This is a genomic window from Klebsiella sp. (assembly GCF_027492335.1).
Lineage (GTDB): Bacteria > Pseudomonadota > Gammaproteobacteria > Enterobacterales > Enterobacteriaceae > Klebsiella > Klebsiella huaxiensis.
In genome coordinates this window covers 16,088-35,226 of sequence record NZ_JAPUEW010000095.1, presented here as the reverse complement: position 1 = coordinate 35,226, position 19,139 = coordinate 16,088, and the positions used below count along the sequence as shown (strand labels likewise).

Here is a 19,139-nt window from a genome sequence, read left to right as displayed (position 1 = left end):
CAGCATACTCAGAACATCCAGAATCCGCCGGACTTCGACGACGACATTCCTTTTTGACGGCGGTCGAGGATGAAGCACGCTCAGAACGATATCAGGGTTGGCGCGGTGCGCCTCCCCTTTCTTAAAGAAGTGAATGACTGGCTAATGCCCTGGGGTGAGGTGGTTAGAAACCCGCTAAAAGCTCAGCGATTGGCTGAAGAGCTGGAAATGAAAAGAGGTGCGCAATGATTTACGGATCTATTTGCAGTGGCATTGAAGCCGCGACTGTCGCCTGGGGCCCTCTCGGATGGAAGGCGGCATGGTTCTCTGAAATTGAAGCGTTCCCGTCCGCGGTACTGGCCGAACGCTGGCCAGAAGTCGTGAACCTCGGCGACATGACTAAAATAGCCGCGGCGGTGCGCGCTGGTGAGGTTCACGCGCCGGATGTGATGGTCGGAGGCACACCTTGCCAGGCATTCAGCATTGCAGGCCTGCGCAATGGTCTTGCAGATGCCCGCGGGCAGTTAACCCTTTCATATGTGGAATTAGCGAATGCAATCGACGAAAAGCGCATCAAGTGCGGAGAAGAAGAAGCAATCTTCGTCTGGGAAAACGTCCCGGGCGTGCTCACAAGCCACGACAATGCTTTCGGCTGCTTTCTGGGAGGGCTTGCCGGAGAAAGCGTTGAACTTAAGCCATCAGGGGGAAAATGGACGCACTCTGGTTGTGTGTATGGACCCCAAAGGACAATCGCTTGGATCGTCAAGGACGCCCAATATTTCGGAGTGGCCCAACGACGCAAGCGTGTGTTCGTTGTCGCAAGTGCTCGAAAAGGATTCGATCCCGGCCAAGTACTTTTTGAGTCCGAAGGCGTGCGCCGGGATACTCCGCCGAGCAGAGAACCGCAATCGGCAGTTGCCGCCCTTACTGCGCGAGGCGTTGGAACGTGTGGTGCAGATGACAACCAGGCCCAGGCAGGACATCTGATCGCTTTCGGCGGAGGAAATACCAGCGGAAACATCGATGTTGCCGCCTGCCTGACAGCAAAGGGCCAGCGTATTGATTTTGATGTCGAGACCTTCGCTGTGTATGGCACGCAGGATCCGGATACCAACTGCGAATTAGCTCACACGCTGGGCCGCAATCACGGACAGGAAAATGCCTGTATCGCGTTCAGTTACAAAGACCATGGAGCAGACGCATCAGAAGACCTTTCTCCGACATTGCGCGCTGGAAATTCAGATAACAGCAACGCTAACAGCGGGCAGCCTCCTGCCATATGCATTCAGCATGCAAGCATTGGCAGGCATGATGATGCGGGCCCGCAAGGAAAAGGATGGCAGGAGGACGTCGCGTTTACTATGGACTCTCGCGCATCTGCTGACGCCGTTCAGTTTGGTGCTCAGGTTCGCCGCCTTATGCCAGTCGAGTGCGAGCGCCTGCAGGGTTTCCCTGATAACCACACACTGATTTCATGGCGCGGGAAAGAAGCGATTGAGTGCCCGGATGGGCCCCGCTACCGCGCCATCGGTAACAGCATGGCGGTGCCTGTGATGCGCTGGATCGGCGAACGTATCGCAGCATCTCTGCCAGCTAAAAAATCTGCGAGTGATTATGGCGGAAGTAAAACTCCTGTTGAGCAGAGAAACTTGTGGCAAACGCCGATCCCTCTGTTTATCGCGTTGGATGCGGAATTCTGCCTGACACTGGATGCCGCGGCATCAGCAGATAACGCGCTGTGCAACCGCTATATCACCGAACAGCAGAACACGCTGGAAACGCCATGGGCTGATTACCTGGGCATTCCGGGCTATGTCTGGCTGAACCCGCCATATAGCGACATCACGCCATTCGTGAAGAAGGCAGCCGCCGAGAGCGCCAATCAGATCGGCACGGTGATGCTGGTCCCGGCTGATACGTCCGTTGGCTGGTTCCGTGAGGCTATCGAGACGGCCAGCGAAGTGCGCTTCATCGTTGGCGGCCGCCTGGCGTTCATCAACCCGGTATCCGGTAAGCCGGTAAGCGGTAACAACAAAGGCTCAATGCTGATTATCTGGCATCCCTACCCGCGCACCCACTGCCAGTTCACGACCGTTGAGCGTGATGCTCTGATGAATTTCGGGGCCCGTTTGATAGCTAAGCGGGAGGCAGCATGACGCCTGAAGAAAAAGAAAACGCTCTCCGCGCCCAGGCTCGTCGCTGTGCAGAAGAGCTAACCAAAGCGATGAGCGCAAAGCCTAAACCGAAGTGGAACGCTGTATGCCCCCCCATCCTTCGCAAGCACTACGAGAAGGTAAAGCCGATGGGCGTCAGTCTGGTGAAATTTGTCAGTGTTATTGGCCGCATGAATGGGCGGTATGGAGTGGAATCATGAGCAAGTCATTAAACGCGCGTTGCATTCGTCGCTGGGAAGTGGAATTCAAACCTTTTTGTGATTCAAAAGTTAACCCCTACTGGCGCAAGCGTGATCTGCGCGGGTATATCCGCGAAGCGGCTACTACCACCGCCTACAGCATGGTCGAGAGCATGGCTGAACGCAATGCCAAGGTTGACTATGACGGTGAGCCGAACGGCTGGTCGCCAGAGTTTTCAGCCTGGTATCGTGAGCTCCGGGAAAAATACCTCAAAGAGGCGCGTGACTACCTGGACGAAGAAGCTACCAACGATGAAATCGACGAAGAGATCGAGAACGAGCTGGAGGCCTGGAATGACTGAGCGCGGAATGATTTTTAACGGGGAAATGGTGCGCGCCATTCTCGATGGCCGGAAGACGCAGACCCGGCGGCCTATCAAATGGAAACAGACTCGATTCACTGAAATTGGTGAGCGCGAAGACGGTAGCAAATGGCCGTGGAGCGAAGATGCAGAGCATGCTTGCGATTTCTGGCACCCATGCCCGTTTGGCGCCGTCGGGGACAGAATCTGGGTGCGGGAAACATGGCAGGCCATTCATGACTATTGCGATGAAAACGGGCACGTCGACGAACGCCGATATGCACGAAGCATTCCGAGGTATCGCGGGAACTACTGGCATCCGGTCTATGAAGAGGCATGGGGTAATGAAAGCCGAGAGGACCGCGATTTCCCTTGGCGACCATCTATCCACATGCCGCGCTGGGCCAGCCGCATTCTGCTGGAAATCACCGACGTGCGGGTTGAGCGATTGAACAGCATCAGCCAAGAAGATGCAAAAGCTGAAGGCATGGAGCTTACCGGGTGGCGCCCAACATACTCTGACCCGGATAGTGGCGGAGAGGTTTGGACACCGTATGACAACTTCGCACAGTTATGGGGATCCATCTACGGCGAGGAAAGCTGGAAGACTAACCCATGGGCTTGGGTTATCGAGTTCAAGCGCGTTGAAGGCGGTGCAGCATGAACAGAGCCTCTCCCGTTGATTTAAGGAAATGCCTTGAGGCCGCACATGGCCTCGCTCATATCGGCATCCGTTTTGTGCCGATCCCGGTAGCTACAGAGGAAGAGTTCCAGATGCTGTCTGCCGAGCTTTCACGAAGGCTTGAGCAGATGGCGGTTGAAGCAGAAAAAAGCGAAGGCGGTGAAGCATGAACGCGGAAATCATCGATCAGGCCAACGAGCTGGCAGAGCGCCGACTGGAAATGACCATCCAGAACATGCGGATCAACCATAACGCTGTTTCGGCTACTCACTGCTGTGATTGCCGGGAAGTGATCAAACAAAAACGGCGGGAAGCGGTGCCGGGTTGTCAGCGCTGCGCTGATTGCCAGGAAGAAGAGGAATTACGCGGTAAGCACCAGAAGGGGTACAAGTAGATGCAGAATACAAACATCGCTATTCAGCCAGCCATTATTAATCGTGAAACGGTGCAGGCTATGCTGGGAGGAATTTCACGGACCACCTTCTGGCGTAAACGTCGAGACTGGAAGCAAAAAGGAACCCCCTTCCCTGCCAAAGCCCCCGGAACGAACCCGGGGAAAGGTGGTGAGCAGTATCGCTATTGCGACGTAATGCGCTTCTTTGCCTCTCAGGGGCTCGTTGAGTCCACGCATGACTGAATATGGGCAGCAAGGAGATCGAGCGCTTCTTGCTGTTCACGCAAATAACTGTGCTGGTCATAAATGGCAAGAACGCCACTAAGTTTATGGCCAAGCACTTTTTCAGATACGTGAGGCATAACGCCAAGCTCTGCCATTTTGGTTTTAGCAGTTCTGCGTAAGTCATGTATCGACCAGTGATCAATGGTCATATCCTCACGAAGCTGAATGGCAAGATTAAGGATTACGCTTGCCGCCATCGGTCTGTCTTCTTTCTTCGCCGCTGGCGGGAATACCTGGCTGAAATTTTCATACAACGCAAAGGCTTCTCGAAGAATCTCAACCGCCTTCAATGAAAGCCCGCGCTCGAATGGCTCCCTCGTTTTCGAATGCTCATCCGGTACCCGCCATATACGCTCATCTAAATCGAAGTCGGCTTTTTTAGCCAGCCTCAGCTCAACGCCGCGGCAGCCAGTCAACAACAACAATTTAAGGAGAAGCTTATTCTGATGCGTGACGGTCGATGCCTCTACGGCGTGCCAGAACGCGCCTATCTCTTTGTCGCTGAGGTTGCGCTTCCCTTTCTTTGCCGGTTTGCCAACATCGATAACACGCAGATCGGTGACCGGGTTTCTCTTTATCAGTTCGATTCGAATGCAATATGAGAAAATCGTCTTCATGCGCGACAGGACTTCCCCGGCATAAGTTTCTGCGTCGTTATCCCTCATTCGCTTAAACACTGGCTGCCAGTGAGAAATAGCCATCTCATCGACAAGCATACTCCCGACATAGGGCACCACATGGCGATATAAGGCGCGCTCCCACTGATCACGCTTAACCAGTCTGCTTGCTGATGCGCTCCCCAGCCACGCCTTTATGCAGTCCTCCACAGTGGCGGCTTTGATGTTTGCTTCCACGGCCATATCGCGCGCAATGATCGGGTCTTTACCCACGGCGACCAGTTTGCGGAATTCAGCGACCTGATCCCGCGCTTCTTTCAGCGACACCTGGTCATACTGGCCAATTGTCATTCTTCGCGGACGACCGTCAATTTTATACCGGTACTGGAAAACGATGACGCCGTTGGGGGTAATACGAACAGAAAGCCCGTTAGCGTCAGAAAGCTCAATCCGTTTCGGGATCGGCTTGCCATTCATCTTGCGTAATTTGGCATCAGTAAGCATGTGTACATCCGTTTTACTGTGTACATCGTTGTGTACACAATTTCCGTGGCACAAAGTGGAATAGAATAAAACGGAGTGAAACACCCAGGAGGGATTAAGTCAACGCTGGCGCGGATCTGAAATGGGAATGTGAAACGGGGATGAACAGAGGGAAACAGTGATAGGGACCTACACGAAAGAGCACATACAAAATTGATTAATTTATTAATATTAGTAGGTTATGCGCGTTTCTTAGCTTCACTCTGCAAAGTGTGTACATCAGGATGTACAAAATCCAAAATGTACCCGCCATAAACTCCTAATACCGAGTCACCATGATACACGGCATCAAGTTTTCATGAAAGCTGCAACAATATTAGGGTTATACAATAGGACAATCGTCCTGCCTCATATCGTTGATCGCATGCGTAGCGACCCCGAGCACCTCAACATCATCAAGCGCCTCCCCTTCTATCGACTCCCCTTCAGCAGTAATAAATGACCGGCCCATGAGCTTTGCAAAATGCATCTCGCCTGCCACCCGAATAAGCACGACACTTCCCTGCGTCACTTTCAGCGATAAGTCGAGCACGACGAAGCCGCGATTCGTCCTTACAACTTGCGAATTCGCTCCAATGTTGCACGCTGCCGTCACTGTCAGCGCCGTCTCAAGATAGTCGTTAGCCGGTGATGGAAATGGGCCCATTATTTAATCACCCCCATATTGCGCAAAATCCAAAGCCGGTTATCCGTGTGCTCTGGCGTCTTGTCAGCAAAGCAAGACTGATAACGCTCTATCCACCGGTTAGCCTCAGAGTATGAAAAGTGGATACCGCTTTGCTGCAGAGATGAAACAAAATCCACCGTGTGAAGGTATTGATAACCTTTCGAGTTCCGAAGAATCGAATCCCGAAAGGCCTGGTTGATGTCTGATTGTCGAAGCATGATCTGCTCTCCCATAAATACTGTTTATGCATACAGTAATTTCATTGAGAGAGAAGATCAAGAAAGGCTGCGACTATCAATTTTTATGACAGCCGCAAGTCATTGAACTGCCATCCATGGTGACGTTTTAAGCATACACTTCCTCAAAGGTCAGTTGGTAAGTTTTACCCTGTTCGAATGTTGAATGTCTTTTTTAAACAGCTTTGACCAGGTACTGACTTAAAACACCTTGTGAAGCCAGCCAGGAATCAACGGCCTGGCTGGCTTTTTCCGCTTTGTTGAAGTTAAAAGAGGCTATATAGCCCTCTTTTTCGATTGACGATATTTCATAGGCCATTTTGACTTCACTGTCATTATTGTCTTCAGGTAGTGTTGCTTCATATAAATACAACATTGGGTTTCCTTAATCAGACGTGGAGATAGCTTCGGTTCCTTTCGGCAACCAATAAACTGGTAACTTAATCTGCATAGTCCCAACGTATCCTGAGACGCGTATAGCCGGAGATGCCTTCAGTGTTCCGAGTGCATACTGATAACCCACCTCACAATACGTTTGTACACCAACATATTTTTCAGTAGTCAAAGGAGTGCCTTCAGCAGTCAGTAGCTCGCTGATATTTCGTGTTGCGCCGATGACTGAAGCCAGATAATTGAAAGTCCTCGATGTCTGATAAGCACCATTCATCAGCGTAGTGGTAAATGTTGGCTTGCCGTAGTAATACAGTTTGGTTGACAGCGTCACAGCACCGGCAGTGACGGCGCTCATTTTCATGGACAGCGCTGAAAATATCTGATTAAACCGGTTCACGGGCGTCAGCAGCGCCTGGTTACGTATTTCAAGCGTATCCGTTTCGGCGGTTGCCGTCAGATTAACAACCACCAGACCATCATCCGGGTCAATACCACCATACGTTGCCGTCATGCCTCCGGTTAAACTGAAAGTCATGTTGGTCGCCTGGTCTAATGTAACGGGACCTCCCTCGTTACCTTGTAACCGATATAATCCTGCGTTCAGGCTATCACCATAACGCATAAGGCATTGATGATATGGAGTATTGGCGTTACGAAAGAAGCCTCTAACCCTTGTTGCCGTGGCGTCATTATATCCCAGCAGAGCTACATGGGGCTCAGACTCTGGGTCTGGGAATCGCACATCAGTATCAACAAGCTCCAAATGTCCAAGCATCAAAGATGCCGACGCAAATATCTGCCTGAGGGAGGAAAATTCTCCCGGTTTTTTCTGGCAGTTCAAGAAGCACGTATGCATGTATACTTTGTTCAGCCTGCCGCCATCATATTCCCAAGCATCTGATGTCGAATCTTGACTAACGAGGTTCGTACCAAACCCTTCCATGAATGTACCGTTAGTAAACCTGAAAACACACCCGCGAGCACCATTACCCAAGTACAATCCGGCAGCTGCGGCATAATCCACAGAGCAGTTATCCCAAGTTATGTTCCAGCCCACGAGATTCCAGTAGATATTATGGGAGGTTCCGCCAATAGTACATGACCGGAACAATATACGTTCGCCGGAGTTTTGCTTATTGATGTCAAGCCCTGCGATGGGATACATACATCGACTTACTTCACAGAACTCATATGTATGAATGTAACTATCGTAGCCATAGACACCGATGCCATATTTGAAACCGCTAATATGGAGCCCAGATATGCAGATATCGCGAGTATTTATTTGCGATGCGTTGGCTACTGGGGCGATTGGCGTTCCTACTGCCAGTCCAGCCCCTTGGGAAACAGTTGCTCCGGGTCCTAACAGCCTTAAACGCCCATTGGCGTTTCGTACTGCGCCAAATCCTTGTAGGTTAACATACCCGCCCATATTGAATTTAAGCCCCGGGAATGCTACCTCGTCATTCCTGACCCATACCGCATGGGTCGTTAGTGATGTGCGGACGTCAATCCATCCTGCGCACGTGAACCCCATAAATGAGGGGATTATTATCTGCTCATCTAATGCATAATGTGCGTTCTTAGATAAGTACGTTGGATGCGGTACCTTAATCGCCTGGACTATGCGAATGAAAGATGTGGCAGTGTCGATAATCTTCTTCACTTCGCCACGAATTATTTTATTCGCAGCCGCACCGAAGTTACTGCCATCGGCCAGCAATCCGCCAAGTCGTAAATCTATACCATCAGCGCAATCCGTTACCCACCGCGCACCGCCAGGCGTCACTATAATGCGATACCCATCATCTTCTGACGTGGTATCTGAAGCATCATAAAAGAATACGGCATCAATAATGGCGCCATCTGGCACAACGGTGTGCAGTGTAATTGACTGTCTGTCATAGGTAGGCTCGATCGCTCTCAACGACACAACGCTTGAACATTTCCCCAGCCATTTAAGTCCGTCATCTGAACCCAGGTTCTGCCGAAGCGTATCGCTGTCCATCATAACAAGGTGAGTGACGTCGTTAGCGAAACTGGCCGCTGTAGTGCCAGTAGTTGTAAATCCGACATCAGTAGCAGCATTCAGGCGGTAATACTGATTATTGTATCGAATGTACTGGTTACGAGCGCTGAACTGGAACGGGCCGTCTTCGTAATCTCCAAGGAAAACATATCCAGAGGACATCAGAAACTGCTGAAACTGGTTTTCTCTGTCCTGCTGTGCAGCATTGAACTGATTATTTCTTCCTGTATTCGTCAGGCGCTTCACACCAAGGCGATCTGTGTAATGATCGCCAATGCCGGTTACTTCTTCATCAAGCTTCGCGCCTGCAAATACCGCATTGCGGATATCAGTACTTGGTACCGGAACCTGCGTCGGAGTTGGGAGTGGAACTTCTGCCATTGTGCATGTCGCCCTATGTGAAAGGCGCACGAATCCCTCAGAGTGGATCTGATGGTGTGCGCGAAGGTTGGTTATAAAAGCTGTGTGTTACGGATAAATCGAGTCTGAGTATTCAGAGAGAGTTAACGTCTGAGTGTCGTCACCGTTGGGTTTTGCTGTTTCGACGCGCCAGATAGTGGAGTTAAGTTCTGTATCGGTTGCAATGAAATATCGGCTGGCGTTCTGTACGAAATTTCCGTCGTAGATATTCAGGTCGAATGCGTCAGCAGCAGCCTGGAACGCTTTGGATTTTCCATCTACCGGATAGGCCCGCCACCGCCCGCGGTAATTACCGAGGCTGTCAGTCATCACCACCCACATCTCACCCATAGAGAAGTCGATGCGCTCTGACGTGGAGAATTCATCGTCGGTGCGACCTGTGATATAACCGTTCTGCTGGGCGTTGTCGTACATATCCGGGCACTGAACAACCGTGCCACGCACAACCTGCGTCGAATCCAGGACTTTCACTGTCATGCTCAGGCGAGAGTAGAGAATACGACGCGCTTCCAGCCACGCCCTGTCCTCTGCCTGCGCTCTGTTTCTGCACCCGTCCAGACTCAACTGGCTGGCGTTAATCGTCGCATCTTCTGCTTCAGTGATTCCGTTCTCATCAATCTGCAGGTAGATGTACGACTTTTTATTGGTGAGCGGGTCGACATAATCAACCGTGACGCCGTCATAACCGCCTGGCAAAGACATCTGCCAGGAAACCTTATACTCATCCCAGAACATGTTTGAGCGAGCGTAAACTGCATCAGGGTTATCGACTTTCTCATCACGCCAGAATGTCAGCACATCGCCGATATTGTTTCCGGCGACGCGGGCGACATTGCAGATAGTGCTGATCCGCTCGCCGAGTGAGAGTTTTTCATCCGAGAAGGTGTAATCGAAATATCCCAATTCAGGGGCTGTTATCGAGTCAGCAATAGCGTAAAGCGTAGCGACGTCAATGCTCGACACGTCCTGCTTACCGATAACAATCCATTCATGCAGAGCTGCATCAGCAAACGAGCGACTCGGGCGAAGGGTATAATCAATCGCACCGGTTTCCCGGTCGTAGCTGATGGTATGCCGCTGAGCCAGCATATTGTACTTCTGTTCGCGATTGCTGTTGCTGTTATTTGGCCCTTTTATGGTGACTTTAGCGATAGTGTCGTCAGGGTAAACCACGTTTTCACGCACATTCACCGCATGGATCGCCATCAGCGTCACGACATTACCGTCGTTACTGTTATCCAGGCGCTCAATCGTCACGGCGTATCGCCCGGATCCTGCGGCCGGTGTGTATTTGTGCGAGGTACGAAAATATCGCGTAGTCACCTGAAAATCGTTATCGAAGAAATAATCGTACTGCTCAGAAGTCCCCGGTATCTGGTTGTTGCTGTCGTCGACCTTCCAGAACCGGATCCGATAGCGTGACGTACCAGCCGTTGCGCCGAGCTGCACCATTACATGCACCCACACCTGAGATGATTCAAGCGGTGAAACTGACGGGCCTATCACAAGTGGCGTCTGGTCGTTCAGGGTGAACAGCGTCAGGTTGATGGTTGCATCAGCCGGGAGCGTGGTGATCTCCCCGGTCATATCGGCGAGATAAAACACCGTATAGGACAGCGTATCTTCACCGATGAAACTCTCAGAAGAAACGATGTTTCCGCTACCTGTGACATTGCGGGTTACCGCACTGCCGCCGATGTTCCAGGTTGCGTTGATAACAAACGTCACCGGATGCGGAACTGCCAGCGCGGCGAAGTACGTGAAGTTATCATCGTTAGAGAGCACCGTTGCCTTGAGTTGGTTGCTCTCAATCACTATCGCCGTCGGCACTGTAGTCGTCGCGGTCTGGGCCGGGAAATCCTCACTCTCGTTCAGACCAGGCACCTCTTCGTTATCTACGTCATCAAACTGATACCCGACATCGATGGTCCCGATCGTCACACCCGGGTCGAATACCTGATAACTGGCACCAGTCAGGCTGCCAAGGTTCGATTCTGAGTAGCGCACAGAGGAAATTGTGTATTTCCCATAACCCACTTCGAACCATTCGGTGATGTATTTGTTGTTGTCGACGAACTCAAAAAGCGCCTCCTGAATCAGGTCAGGAAACACGCGGCACTGCCCGTAAACATTCGGACGCCCTTTGTACAGCCGCGCCCGGTTAGTCTGCCCGGTTAAATCGTTGTTTGGCGACTCTCCGGTGGATACCGAAGGCGTTGCAGCGCTTTGCGTGCCCATCAGAGAACCAAGCACTTTCTTGGTGAAGCGGATCGGGTTGAGGTGCTCAATAGGGTTGAGTAGTGTCCCTATCAGACCGCCACCCTCCGGCTGATCGAATACCGACACCGTATCCCCGGAACGTAGCGGCCAGGACAGGTCGAAATCGTCGTCTAACTCCCTGCCGTTAAGCTTCACCACCACGTTATTGTGCAATTTCAGCTTATCAAGCAAGGCTATCAGAGGCGTTCCCGGCTCCGTTGTACCGTGCTGTTTCGGCGCGCCAGGCAGGCGCTGAAGCTCATATCGAACCATGCACCAGATACTCCACTTTGTTATAGATTTTCTGAAGAATGACCGCACTATCTGTTCGCACGAAACCGAATTCGCCACGGGAGTGCAGACACTTCGATGCGTTAACCATCACACCGACATGTGCTGGTTGGTTGCCGTAATAGAAAACAGCCAGGCATCCAGACACTGGCACCGGAACCTTGCGCCAGTGGCTCGCCTCTTCTTCGTAGCAGGTAATGAAGTTCTCCCCCGCCTCGTACCCGGCGATGTGATGCAACTCAAGGCCAAGCACGTGCCGGTAATACAGCACCGCCAGCCCCCAGCAATCCATTTCGTCAAACGAGCACGCGCGGTTAGCCCAGGGCTTGCCGTTAACAAGCCCGATAAATTCGCTCTGTGTCATACGGTAATCAGCCCAGGATAATCTTTCGTGGTGTAAATGATGGGGTTGGCCAGCGTCAGCGGATTAGTCTTGCCGGAGTTAACCGTTACGTTGCTACCGTCGGCGCCAACATCTTTCACGAACAGCGACCAGGTCTTGAGCGGCACATCATCACCGATCGCATTCCACTGCTGGTATTTGCAGGTTATCGGCGTCATGCGTGCGGCCCCTTTCCAACTCTTCAGCGTGCTACGGACTTCTTCTGCCCCCTGGAGAAACGTAATACCCATTGCGATAATCGCCGAACCGTCCTGTGTTGGCTCGGTAATGCTGAAAGCCGCTGGCTGGTACTGATTACCCCCGAAAGATGACTCACGAAACAGTTTATTGACGACCCGGTAGTAGCCGAATGCCGGGTGATAAAACTCAATGGTCTGTTTGATATCGCTGGCCGGTCGGCGCTCTTTCCACTCTCTCAATGTCGGCATTAGTCAGCCCTCGGCATGACGGAGGTCACCAGATAATCCAGCCAGTAGCCGTAATTTTCTGGCGCCTCGACTATCCAGTCGTCGTAGTCTTCGGTGATATCCTCGATACCGTTGCAAATGACGCTGGCCGTCCAGGTGACGATGTTCCCGTTTTTGCTGGTCTGCACCGGCATGCTTACGAAGTGCAGCGTCTGCAGCTGCACGCCCTGCATATCGCCAAGGTCGATCGACATCTGGAACCAGTTACGACCGCGGTCGCAATAGGTTGGCGAGCGCAGCCACGACTTAAACCGCTCCGCCTGCTGCAACGTGAATTTCCACTGCAGCGACCAGGTCGATTTCAGGTCGGTTGTTAGCGGCGTGAAGATGACGGGGCCGACCGCCGGCGTCGTTGTCTGCCACGCCGTATCCTGCGTCATGTTCTGGTCTGCACGCTGAGGAAGCGGCAGGTTAACCGGGTATGAAACTGTTGCCACGTTTCCTCCGGGCATTAAAAAACCCGCCGAAGCGGGTTGGTTTAGTAGTCGCCTGATGCCTGGCGGCGGAGGCCGTAGGTCGATTCCATCTGTCCGGACATTGGGCCTCCGCTCTGCAGGTCAGTAACAAACGTCTCAATCAGCAACTCGCTACCGTTCTGAGTGCTGCGAGTATCTACCTGCACGCCGCTGGCGTAGTTGTAGACGTTATTGGTCACCTGCAGAGCTCCACCCCCGCCAGAACCGCGCAAATCCTTGTTGCTGATGACGGAGCCGTTGTCGCCGGGGATCATGTACTGGCTGCCATTACTGGCCTTGTAGATTTCAGGCATCCCGCCCTCACCTACCTGGTACATCGAGCCGGCTGATACCGGGCCGCCGTTTTTACGCTTACCAGCCAGAGACGACCCAACGGCCAGAGCAGCGATCAGGGCCCCCAGACCAATCACCGCAGCACCGCCGAAAGAACCGATGGATGCAACCAAAGCCGCTGGGGTCCATGCAACTGTGGTTGTTGCAGCTGATGCTGTGCTTGCTGCCGTCGTTGTGGCAAGTGACCCAACTTGCGCCGCTGTTGTTGTGGCGATCGCCGCATTCTGAGCTGTCGCACCCATAATTGCGGATTTTGCCTGCTGTATCCCCATCTGCACGAACGTGTTGATAACGTCATTGAGGATGGTGTTGCCGATTGAGCGGAGCGCATCAGAGGCCGACATACTGCCGGTAATAATGCCAGTTAATGCATTGGATGCCTGGCTACCAAATGCATCAACCGCAGCGCCGAGCGCCTCATAGCCAACGCTCTGCTGCGTGAACAGCGCCCACTGCGCATCAGTTCTGGCCTTTTCATATTGCATATCAGCCGCATTTTTTAGCAGCAATGCCTGATTATGAGCGATAACACCTTGCTGCTCATATTGCTGGATTAATGCAAGCTGCTGGGTGTGCTGGTTTGCCAGGTTCTGGACTGGATCAACATCACCAGCGGCCTGCTGTTGTGGCGTCACAGCCTGTTGCGACCGGATTTTAGCGAGATTGACCTGGTGCTGAGCCTCCAGTTGTTCACTGGTTTTATCGTACTGCTGCTGGGTTATTTTTTTTGCGGCCAGTGCAGTCTGTAAGTCTTTTACATCCTGCGTGTAAGATGCATTTTCTCTGGTTTCTGGCAGCAGTTTTTCAGCCGCAGCCTGAGCCCTGATGGCGTTAGCTGTATCCCACTTTTTGGCCGCATACTGGCCGGCAAGCGCGATCTGCTCCTGAGTGGCTCCCTTACCGAGGGAAAGCTGAGCTGTCAAAATGGACTGCTCTCTGCTCAACTCCTGAGTAGAGTCAGCAGCCAACTCAGATTGTTGTTTCAGGTTAGCTAATTTCTGCGCGATAGATTCAGACTGAGATTCTGACTGCTTCCCGACCTTATTGCTTTCCTTTCTGGCCTCGGTTACGCGATATGTTTCGGCATATTCATCCTGAAGCGCTTTAATGCGTTTCTGATCAGTTATCCCTGCATCAGCCGCATCATATTGAGCTTGAAGTCGCGCCCTTGCTTCCCCCTCTTGTTTAGCGAGAGCTAGCCGGCGCTCTGAAACTTTGACCAAATTATCTTGTTTTGGATTTGATGAGGCGCCCCCAGAAAAACCTTTACCTACGTTTGCTGCATTCTCTGAAGCCTTCCCAACAGCATCAAGGTCACCAACTAATGTCGCAGCTTTCGTGCTGAGGGCAGCCAAAGCCGTGTTTTGTTGAGACCACCCATCCAACCCAAGCCATGCCCAGGTGCGAGCACGTTTGCTGTACATTTCACCTGTGGAGGTTAGATCCGCAATTTTCTGTGCAGCGGTCACGGCGCGACCACTTAAGCGGTCAATCGCTGCACTTACGGAATCGATAATGCCAACCATCGTTTTGCTTGCGCCGGTGGCTTCATTCATTTTATCGACAAGCAGAGAGAGTGATACGGTAAGGCTGTTGTTGGCTTGCTCAAGCGTTCTTGGGAGCTTATTAAACTCTTGGTTTACTACCCCGGACTGCTTAGCTATCGCATTGAGTGCCGCCTCTGCAGTTACTTTACCAGCAAGCATTTCCTGCCGGAGCTGTCCCATTGATACGCCCATACCTGCAGCAATTTGCCGCGCCAGTTCAGGCATACTTTCCACAATGGAGTTGAATTCCTCGGCGCGAACTATCCCACCATCGATTGACTGGCCAAACTGCCGTAATGCCCCAGCCATCTCTTCAGCAGAACTCCCTCCAACCCGGCCAATTTTTTGAAGAGTATCGGTCAGGAAAAGAATCTGACTATTGGTGGCTCCAGTCGCCTTTAGAGATGATGTTAATTTTTCCCACAGGTTTTGCGTATCCTGCAGGCTTGCTCCTGTGTTCGAAGCAATCATGGCCAGAGCAGAAAAAGTGGCTTTAGCTTCAGCGGTGCCAGCGGAAAGACGGGAAATCCTTGCCTGAAGTTGTGTTACGTTATCAGCGACGGTTAAAAATGCCTTCCCATAATCAATGATTAGCGCCACGGAAATTGCACTGGCCACCCCAGAAAGAGCGGATTTCAGCACGCCCATAGTCCCTGATGCCTTTCTTCCTGAACTATCTAATTTGTCAATTCCAGAACTGGCATTACGAGCGTCTTTGCCCATGGCATCGAGTACATCCGCTGCTTTTCTGCTACCGGCAATTAGCTTTGCAGTTTCTAAATCAACTTCGTAGTAGATCTCTCCCACTTTTTCGGACATTGGATTTCTCCAGGCAATAAAAAACCCCGCCGGAGCGAGGTTTTCAGAATTATTGTTTACTTCCTACAGAACGTATAATTATGTCCACATAGCTCTATAGAGTGATTTCCATCTTCAGACCAAAGTGAAAGTTCTTTAATATACGTATCACCAGTTTTAGCGTCGAAATCGTAGACCACCATCCCAGCATCTACGTTTATATTCTCTGATGCGCCACTCTTGGCCGTTATGTTTTTGAAGGTGACTGTAACTTGGTTGGTGTCGTCACTTCTACGTTCGCTAATGTGAGCTTTCGCCTCGCTAAAATCTACGCAGCTAACAGATTTATCACCGCATATGGCCATCGACACTTCCTTTTTTGCTATGTCGATTGCTTCTTGATCGGATGGCGCTGACTTATAGCAACCAGTTAGTGCCAGAGAGAGCAATGCTATTGCCGCTATCCGCTTCATATCCCTATCCCCATAAGTAAAAGTATGAAAATCGTAGCAAACCTACCCCCCTTAGTCTGCCCATCCTTCCACCTTTTTCTTTTTAAGGAGAGCATCTAGGCCGGCTGTGTCCTTCTGCTTCTTGAGGATAGTCGCGTATTGCCTGTATCCATGATGCGCAGGCGCAAAGAACTTACCATCATGGTGCATGGCTGGGTTTTTCTTTAAGGCAGACATAGCAAGGGGAGCAAGAGCTATTTGCTGTTGGCAATAATGGATTGCCTTATCGAGGTTCTTGCCTGTATCGCGCAGTTTATAGTGCTTCTTTATTTTCTCTTGAAGGTCAAAGTGGATCTTTAGAATCACATCATCAGGCAACCCTCGAAGCCCTTCGAGCCACTCTTCTTCTATCATATCCCCATCCCCGCTGTTAGTTTTCAACAGATTAGCAGGGATGCGGGGGAACGACAAAACCACCTGATCGTTTATCAGGATGTTCGACACTACGTTAGTAGGTTAAGCTGAACCACTACGTTCTTGGCTGGTAACTACGATTTAGAATTCAGCCAAGTAGTCACTAGCTTAATGATAGTGAACGCTTGGTTCTATATTCAGTTTTAAAGGATGAAACAGTGATGACAGAGAATGCAAATTTAATAAAAAAATCAAATAATTGTGTTGATTAGTATTGCGATTCTTTCGGATACTCATCGTTTGGGGATGAAAAGTTAGGTTTTACATCCTCGTTTTCGTTTTTCAAGTATGTGACTGAATGGCCAGCAGATGGAAGCAATGCTACTGTTCCAGTAAAATACAACATTGCAACAATCCGCATGACTGAGGCCATGGCTCTCGAACTTGCCACATTCATTTTCCAGCAGCATGAAGACAGAAATAAGAAATAGCGGAGAATGGATATGCAGGATGGCATGCCGCAAAATCAGCAATTTGTAGCTGAGCAACAGCACAAATTTTCGTCCTCATCTGATAGCCCTCCCACGGGAAAGTCTATAATTAATAGTCTCCCACAATATTCTATTGCCAGAAGCACATATGTGTTATCCGGATCATCAAATAGTTCATCTCCCCCAGGAGGAGGTATCGGCAACATGGAATCCAAACTATCAAGACTGGAAAGCGAAGTGGGGCACATTAATGGAGCAATGAAAGAACTTGGAAACGATGTTAAAGAACTTCGTAGAGATTCAAGAACAGATTTCAGGCTTCTATTTGGCTCCTTAATTGCTGTAGCTTTGGGTCTCGCAGGCCTTATGGCTAAAGGATTTCACTGGATTTAATAAACAATTACTTTTAGCGAAATGCCCACCCGAGTGGGCTATTTTGCCGCTGATCTTTTAGCACCGTGCCACTCATGAAGCACTTTACCGTCATTCGATTTGAGGATTGCAACGTCTGATTCGTCAAGGAAGATGAAGCCTTCTATATCGCTATGATGCGATGGTTTCCAGTGTGGCGTCCGCCATGATATCGCTGGTTGTTCACCCTCATGGCGACCAGACCTTACCCCGTAGGAAGCTTCTACAACCTCGATTGTGGACTGAGTCATGCCGCCGTGCATCGTTCGACCTGAATTTAATGTGATATGAAGGTACATGATCCATCTCCAGATTAAAGCCCATTGGAGTGGGCTATTCCAAATTTATGCGATACCCGGCAAATACAACTGAACTTCATCAGCGGCCCGGTCGCGCGCAGCATGCAGTAGCTGCTTGCGGCCGCCAACGCCCCATTTAGCCATCTGGCTGGCGCACTGGCTAATCGCTTTGGTTTCGGTGTTGATGATATGGTCTATTTTGTTCAGGCGGGACATAGCATCAATGCCATTACGGATCAGCATCTGGAATGTCTCGTATACCTTTATCTCGAATAATGGGTTAAGCCACGCAGCATAACGGATGGCAATTAATTCGAGACCCCATGACCCCTGGAGTGGTCCACCTTTGATGGTTAATACCGATGCGATTTTCTTCGCATCGCTCAGGGCCTGCACAAACCGTCTTACTTGCTTTGTTTTAAGGAATTCACCGGGTCGCTGTGATTCGTTGGCTTTGCCTTCCGCCACAGCCGCTGCATGAAGATCGTTAAGGTTGAAGCGCCCCTCGTCGTCTACACGAACGGACACGCCATTTACTGACACGGTAGGATATTTCATATCGGTTTACCTTTTAGTGATGAACCTTGTCGCACAGGAAACCGGCCCACAGAAGGCACCGACAGCCGCCGGCATCCTCAAGGGTCATCCTGAAAGGTTCTGTGTTAAATGCGCGTGCGAGGCGCGATAGAAGTGACGCTGCAATAGCCATTCACGAACTGACAGATGTAAAAAAGCCCCGCGTTTGCGAGGCTGATATTCGGTTAGTGACGGGGTTAATTCTTCCTGGGGTTTGTCATGAGTTCTGCTTAGCCATCATCGCCTGCCACCGGCGATCGTCTTCGTCCATGACCGTATCGTACTCTTCCCTGGTGAAGCCTTTCTGGTTCGGGTATTTGGCGTTGATCATCATGGCGAACTCTGTCATCGTGAGATTCTCGGCCTCTTCCCGGCTTATGCCGAAATGGTTGCGGGCCGCCATGATGTAGTCGGCTGCGCGGAATTCTACGGTTGTCTCGTTCGTTTCGTAACGCTGCAGCTTGCGCACTTTCGCTTTGCCGATGATGCCGTGCATCATCAGGTTTTGCGCGACAATGACCATATTCTCCGGAGGCATGCTGCCCGGTCGCCAGACAAAGCCGCGCTTCCGTGATTTAGCCGGCTTCATCCAGCCAACCAGATCGCCGATATCGTCGTCGCAACATGCTGTCAGTACCGTATGCGCGGCCATGATTGCTTTGCGTGACAGGAGTCTGCTCTGAATGTATCGCAGCACGCAATCAGGAAGCCGGCTGTACTCGTTGTGGATATAAGCCTCTGCTGCGCGCTGCACTAATGGCGTCGCCTCATCGTTGCACAGGTCATAGAACGTCTGGACGATTTCAGCAGGCTCGCCGATGCGCGCCATAGCCCTGAATGACGGCCGGAAAAAGAATTCCCGGTCATCGGTACCGATAAGGCATTCGCCTAATTCTTTAATGGGGGTCATAGTAGCTCCATAAACAGTATCAAGGGCGCCTCAACGCCCTTTGTACTATTCA

The 19,139-nt window shown here is 51.2% G+C and carries 23 protein-coding genes and 1 pseudogene; 10 read left to right on the top strand and 14 right to left on the bottom strand.

Features of this window, described 5'->3' with window-relative positions:
- Positions 1-69: 69 nt before the first annotated feature.
- From QVF11_RS26785 to QVF11_RS26745, 9 genes and pseudogenes are all read left to right on the top strand, one after another.
- The gene (locus QVF11_RS26785) at positions 70-228 is read left to right on the top strand and encodes a DUF1317 family protein (protein ID WP_287860765.1); all 159 of its coding nucleotides are present in this window, start codon (positions 70-72) and stop codon (positions 226-228) included.
- Positions 225-1,496, top strand: a pseudogene (locus QVF11_RS26780) (DNA cytosine methyltransferase); the annotation flags it as partial. The gene QVF11_RS26785 and the pseudogene QVF11_RS26780, both read left to right, overlap by 4 nt.
- A 36-nt stretch (positions 1,497-1,532) precedes the next feature.
- Complete coding sequence (locus tag QVF11_RS26775) at positions 1,533-2,135, top strand: phage N-6-adenine-methyltransferase (protein ID WP_287860769.1); 603 nt, start codon at positions 1,533-1,535, stop codon at positions 2,133-2,135.
- Entirely contained in the window at positions 2,132-2,353 is a 222-nt protein-coding gene (locus QVF11_RS26770; RefSeq protein WP_265844835.1) for a hypothetical protein, read from the top strand. The genes QVF11_RS26775 and QVF11_RS26770 overlap by 4 nt, the downstream gene beginning before the upstream one ends.
- Positions 2,350-2,694, top strand: coding sequence for a hypothetical protein (locus QVF11_RS26765; protein ID WP_287860753.1), 345 nt, complete (start codon positions 2,350-2,352; stop codon positions 2,692-2,694). The genes QVF11_RS26770 and QVF11_RS26765 overlap by 4 nt, the downstream gene beginning before the upstream one ends.
- On the top strand, positions 2,687-3,358 hold the full coding sequence (locus QVF11_RS26760; protein WP_287860751.1) for an ASCH domain-containing protein: 672 nt from the start codon (positions 2,687-2,689) through the stop codon (positions 3,356-3,358). Before QVF11_RS26765 ends, QVF11_RS26760 begins: the two co-directional genes overlap by 8 nt.
- Positions 3,355-3,546, top strand: a complete 192-nt coding sequence (locus QVF11_RS26755) for a DUF1382 family protein (protein ID WP_287860749.1) — start codon at positions 3,355-3,357, stop codon at positions 3,544-3,546. The genes QVF11_RS26760 and QVF11_RS26755 overlap by 4 nt, the downstream gene beginning before the upstream one ends.
- On the top strand, positions 3,543-3,770 hold the full coding sequence (locus tag QVF11_RS26750) for a TraR/DksA family transcriptional regulator (protein ID WP_287860747.1): 228 nt from the start codon (positions 3,543-3,545) through the stop codon (positions 3,768-3,770). The genes QVF11_RS26755 and QVF11_RS26750 overlap by 4 nt, the downstream gene beginning before the upstream one ends.
- Positions 3,771-4,013 (top strand): hypothetical protein, encoded by a 243-nt coding sequence (locus tag QVF11_RS26745; protein WP_287860745.1) that lies wholly within the window; start codon positions 3,771-3,773, stop codon positions 4,011-4,013.
- On the opposite strand, the gene QVF11_RS26740 is transcribed toward QVF11_RS26745, so the two are convergent.
- The 12 genes from QVF11_RS26740 to QVF11_RS26690 all read right to left on the bottom strand — a co-directional run bounded on the left by QVF11_RS26740 (position 3,983) and on the right by QVF11_RS26690 (position 16,400).
- Complete coding sequence (locus QVF11_RS26740) at positions 3,983-5,176, bottom strand: tyrosine-type recombinase/integrase (protein WP_287860743.1); 1,194 nt, start codon at positions 5,174-5,176, stop codon at positions 3,983-3,985. The two genes, QVF11_RS26745 and QVF11_RS26740, sit on opposite strands and share 31 nt — an antisense overlap.
- A gap of 361 nt (positions 5,177-5,537) precedes the next feature.
- Positions 5,538-5,861: a hypothetical protein gene (locus QVF11_RS26735; RefSeq protein ID WP_287860741.1), complete on the bottom strand. Its 324-nt coding sequence runs from the start codon at positions 5,859-5,861 to the stop codon at positions 5,538-5,540.
- Positions 5,861-6,100 carry a hypothetical protein gene (locus QVF11_RS28660; RefSeq protein ID WP_353738538.1) on the bottom strand — a complete coding sequence of 80 codons (240 nt, stop codon included), beginning with the start codon at positions 6,098-6,100 and terminating at the stop codon, positions 5,861-5,863. The genes QVF11_RS26735 and QVF11_RS28660 overlap by 1 nt, the downstream gene beginning before the upstream one ends.
- Before the next feature lie 193 nt (positions 6,101-6,293).
- Positions 6,294-6,494 (bottom strand): hypothetical protein, encoded by a 201-nt coding sequence (locus QVF11_RS26730; protein ID WP_287860739.1) that lies wholly within the window; start codon positions 6,492-6,494, stop codon positions 6,294-6,296.
- A gap of 9 nt (positions 6,495-6,503) precedes the next feature.
- Positions 6,504-8,921: a hypothetical protein gene (locus QVF11_RS26725; RefSeq protein ID WP_287860737.1), complete on the bottom strand. Its 2,418-nt coding sequence runs from the start codon at positions 8,919-8,921 to the stop codon at positions 6,504-6,506.
- 87 nt (positions 8,922-9,008) lie between these two features.
- Complete coding sequence (locus QVF11_RS26720; protein WP_287860735.1) at positions 9,009-11,492, bottom strand: host specificity factor TipJ family phage tail protein; 2,484 nt, start codon at positions 11,490-11,492, stop codon at positions 9,009-9,011.
- Positions 11,479-11,874 carry an NlpC/P60 family protein gene (locus QVF11_RS26715; RefSeq protein ID WP_287860733.1) on the bottom strand — a complete coding sequence of 132 codons (396 nt, stop codon included), beginning with the start codon at positions 11,872-11,874 and terminating at the stop codon, positions 11,479-11,481. The genes QVF11_RS26720 and QVF11_RS26715 overlap by 14 nt, the downstream gene beginning before the upstream one ends.
- Positions 11,871-12,341: a hypothetical protein gene (locus QVF11_RS26710; protein WP_287860731.1), complete on the bottom strand. Its 471-nt coding sequence runs from the start codon at positions 12,339-12,341 to the stop codon at positions 11,871-11,873. The genes QVF11_RS26715 and QVF11_RS26710 overlap by 4 nt, the downstream gene beginning before the upstream one ends.
- Positions 12,341-12,817 carry a hypothetical protein gene (locus QVF11_RS26705; RefSeq protein ID WP_287860729.1) on the bottom strand — a complete coding sequence of 159 codons (477 nt, stop codon included), beginning with the start codon at positions 12,815-12,817 and terminating at the stop codon, positions 12,341-12,343. The genes QVF11_RS26710 and QVF11_RS26705 overlap by 1 nt, the downstream gene beginning before the upstream one ends.
- 41 nt (positions 12,818-12,858) lie before the next feature.
- Positions 12,859-15,555 (bottom strand): tape measure protein, encoded by a 2,697-nt coding sequence (locus tag QVF11_RS26700; protein ID WP_287860727.1) that lies wholly within the window; start codon positions 15,553-15,555, stop codon positions 12,859-12,861.
- 56 nt (positions 15,556-15,611) lie between these two features.
- Positions 15,612-16,007 carry a hypothetical protein gene (locus tag QVF11_RS26695; protein ID WP_287860725.1) on the bottom strand — a complete coding sequence of 132 codons (396 nt, stop codon included), beginning with the start codon at positions 16,005-16,007 and terminating at the stop codon, positions 15,612-15,614.
- Positions 16,008-16,058: 51 nt separating this feature from the next.
- A complete protein-coding gene (locus QVF11_RS26690; protein WP_287860723.1) occupies positions 16,059-16,400 on the bottom strand; it encodes a hypothetical protein in 342 nt (113 codons plus the stop codon).
- Between the two features lie 497 nt (positions 16,401-16,897).
- On the opposite strand from QVF11_RS26690, the gene QVF11_RS26685 reads away from it, so the two are divergent.
- Complete coding sequence (locus QVF11_RS26685; protein ID WP_287860721.1) at positions 16,898-17,284, top strand: hypothetical protein; 387 nt, start codon at positions 16,898-16,900, stop codon at positions 17,282-17,284.
- Between the two features lie 362 nt (positions 17,285-17,646).
- On the opposite strand, the gene QVF11_RS26680 is transcribed toward QVF11_RS26685, so the two are convergent.
- Positions 17,647-18,159: a KilA-N domain-containing protein gene (locus QVF11_RS26680; RefSeq protein ID WP_287860719.1), complete on the bottom strand. Its 513-nt coding sequence runs from the start codon at positions 18,157-18,159 to the stop codon at positions 17,647-17,649.
- Between the two features lie 235 nt (positions 18,160-18,394).
- Complete coding sequence (locus tag QVF11_RS26675) at positions 18,395-19,087, bottom strand: DUF6246 family protein (RefSeq protein ID WP_287860717.1); 693 nt, start codon at positions 19,085-19,087, stop codon at positions 18,395-18,397.
- Positions 19,088-19,139: the final 52 nt, after the last annotated feature.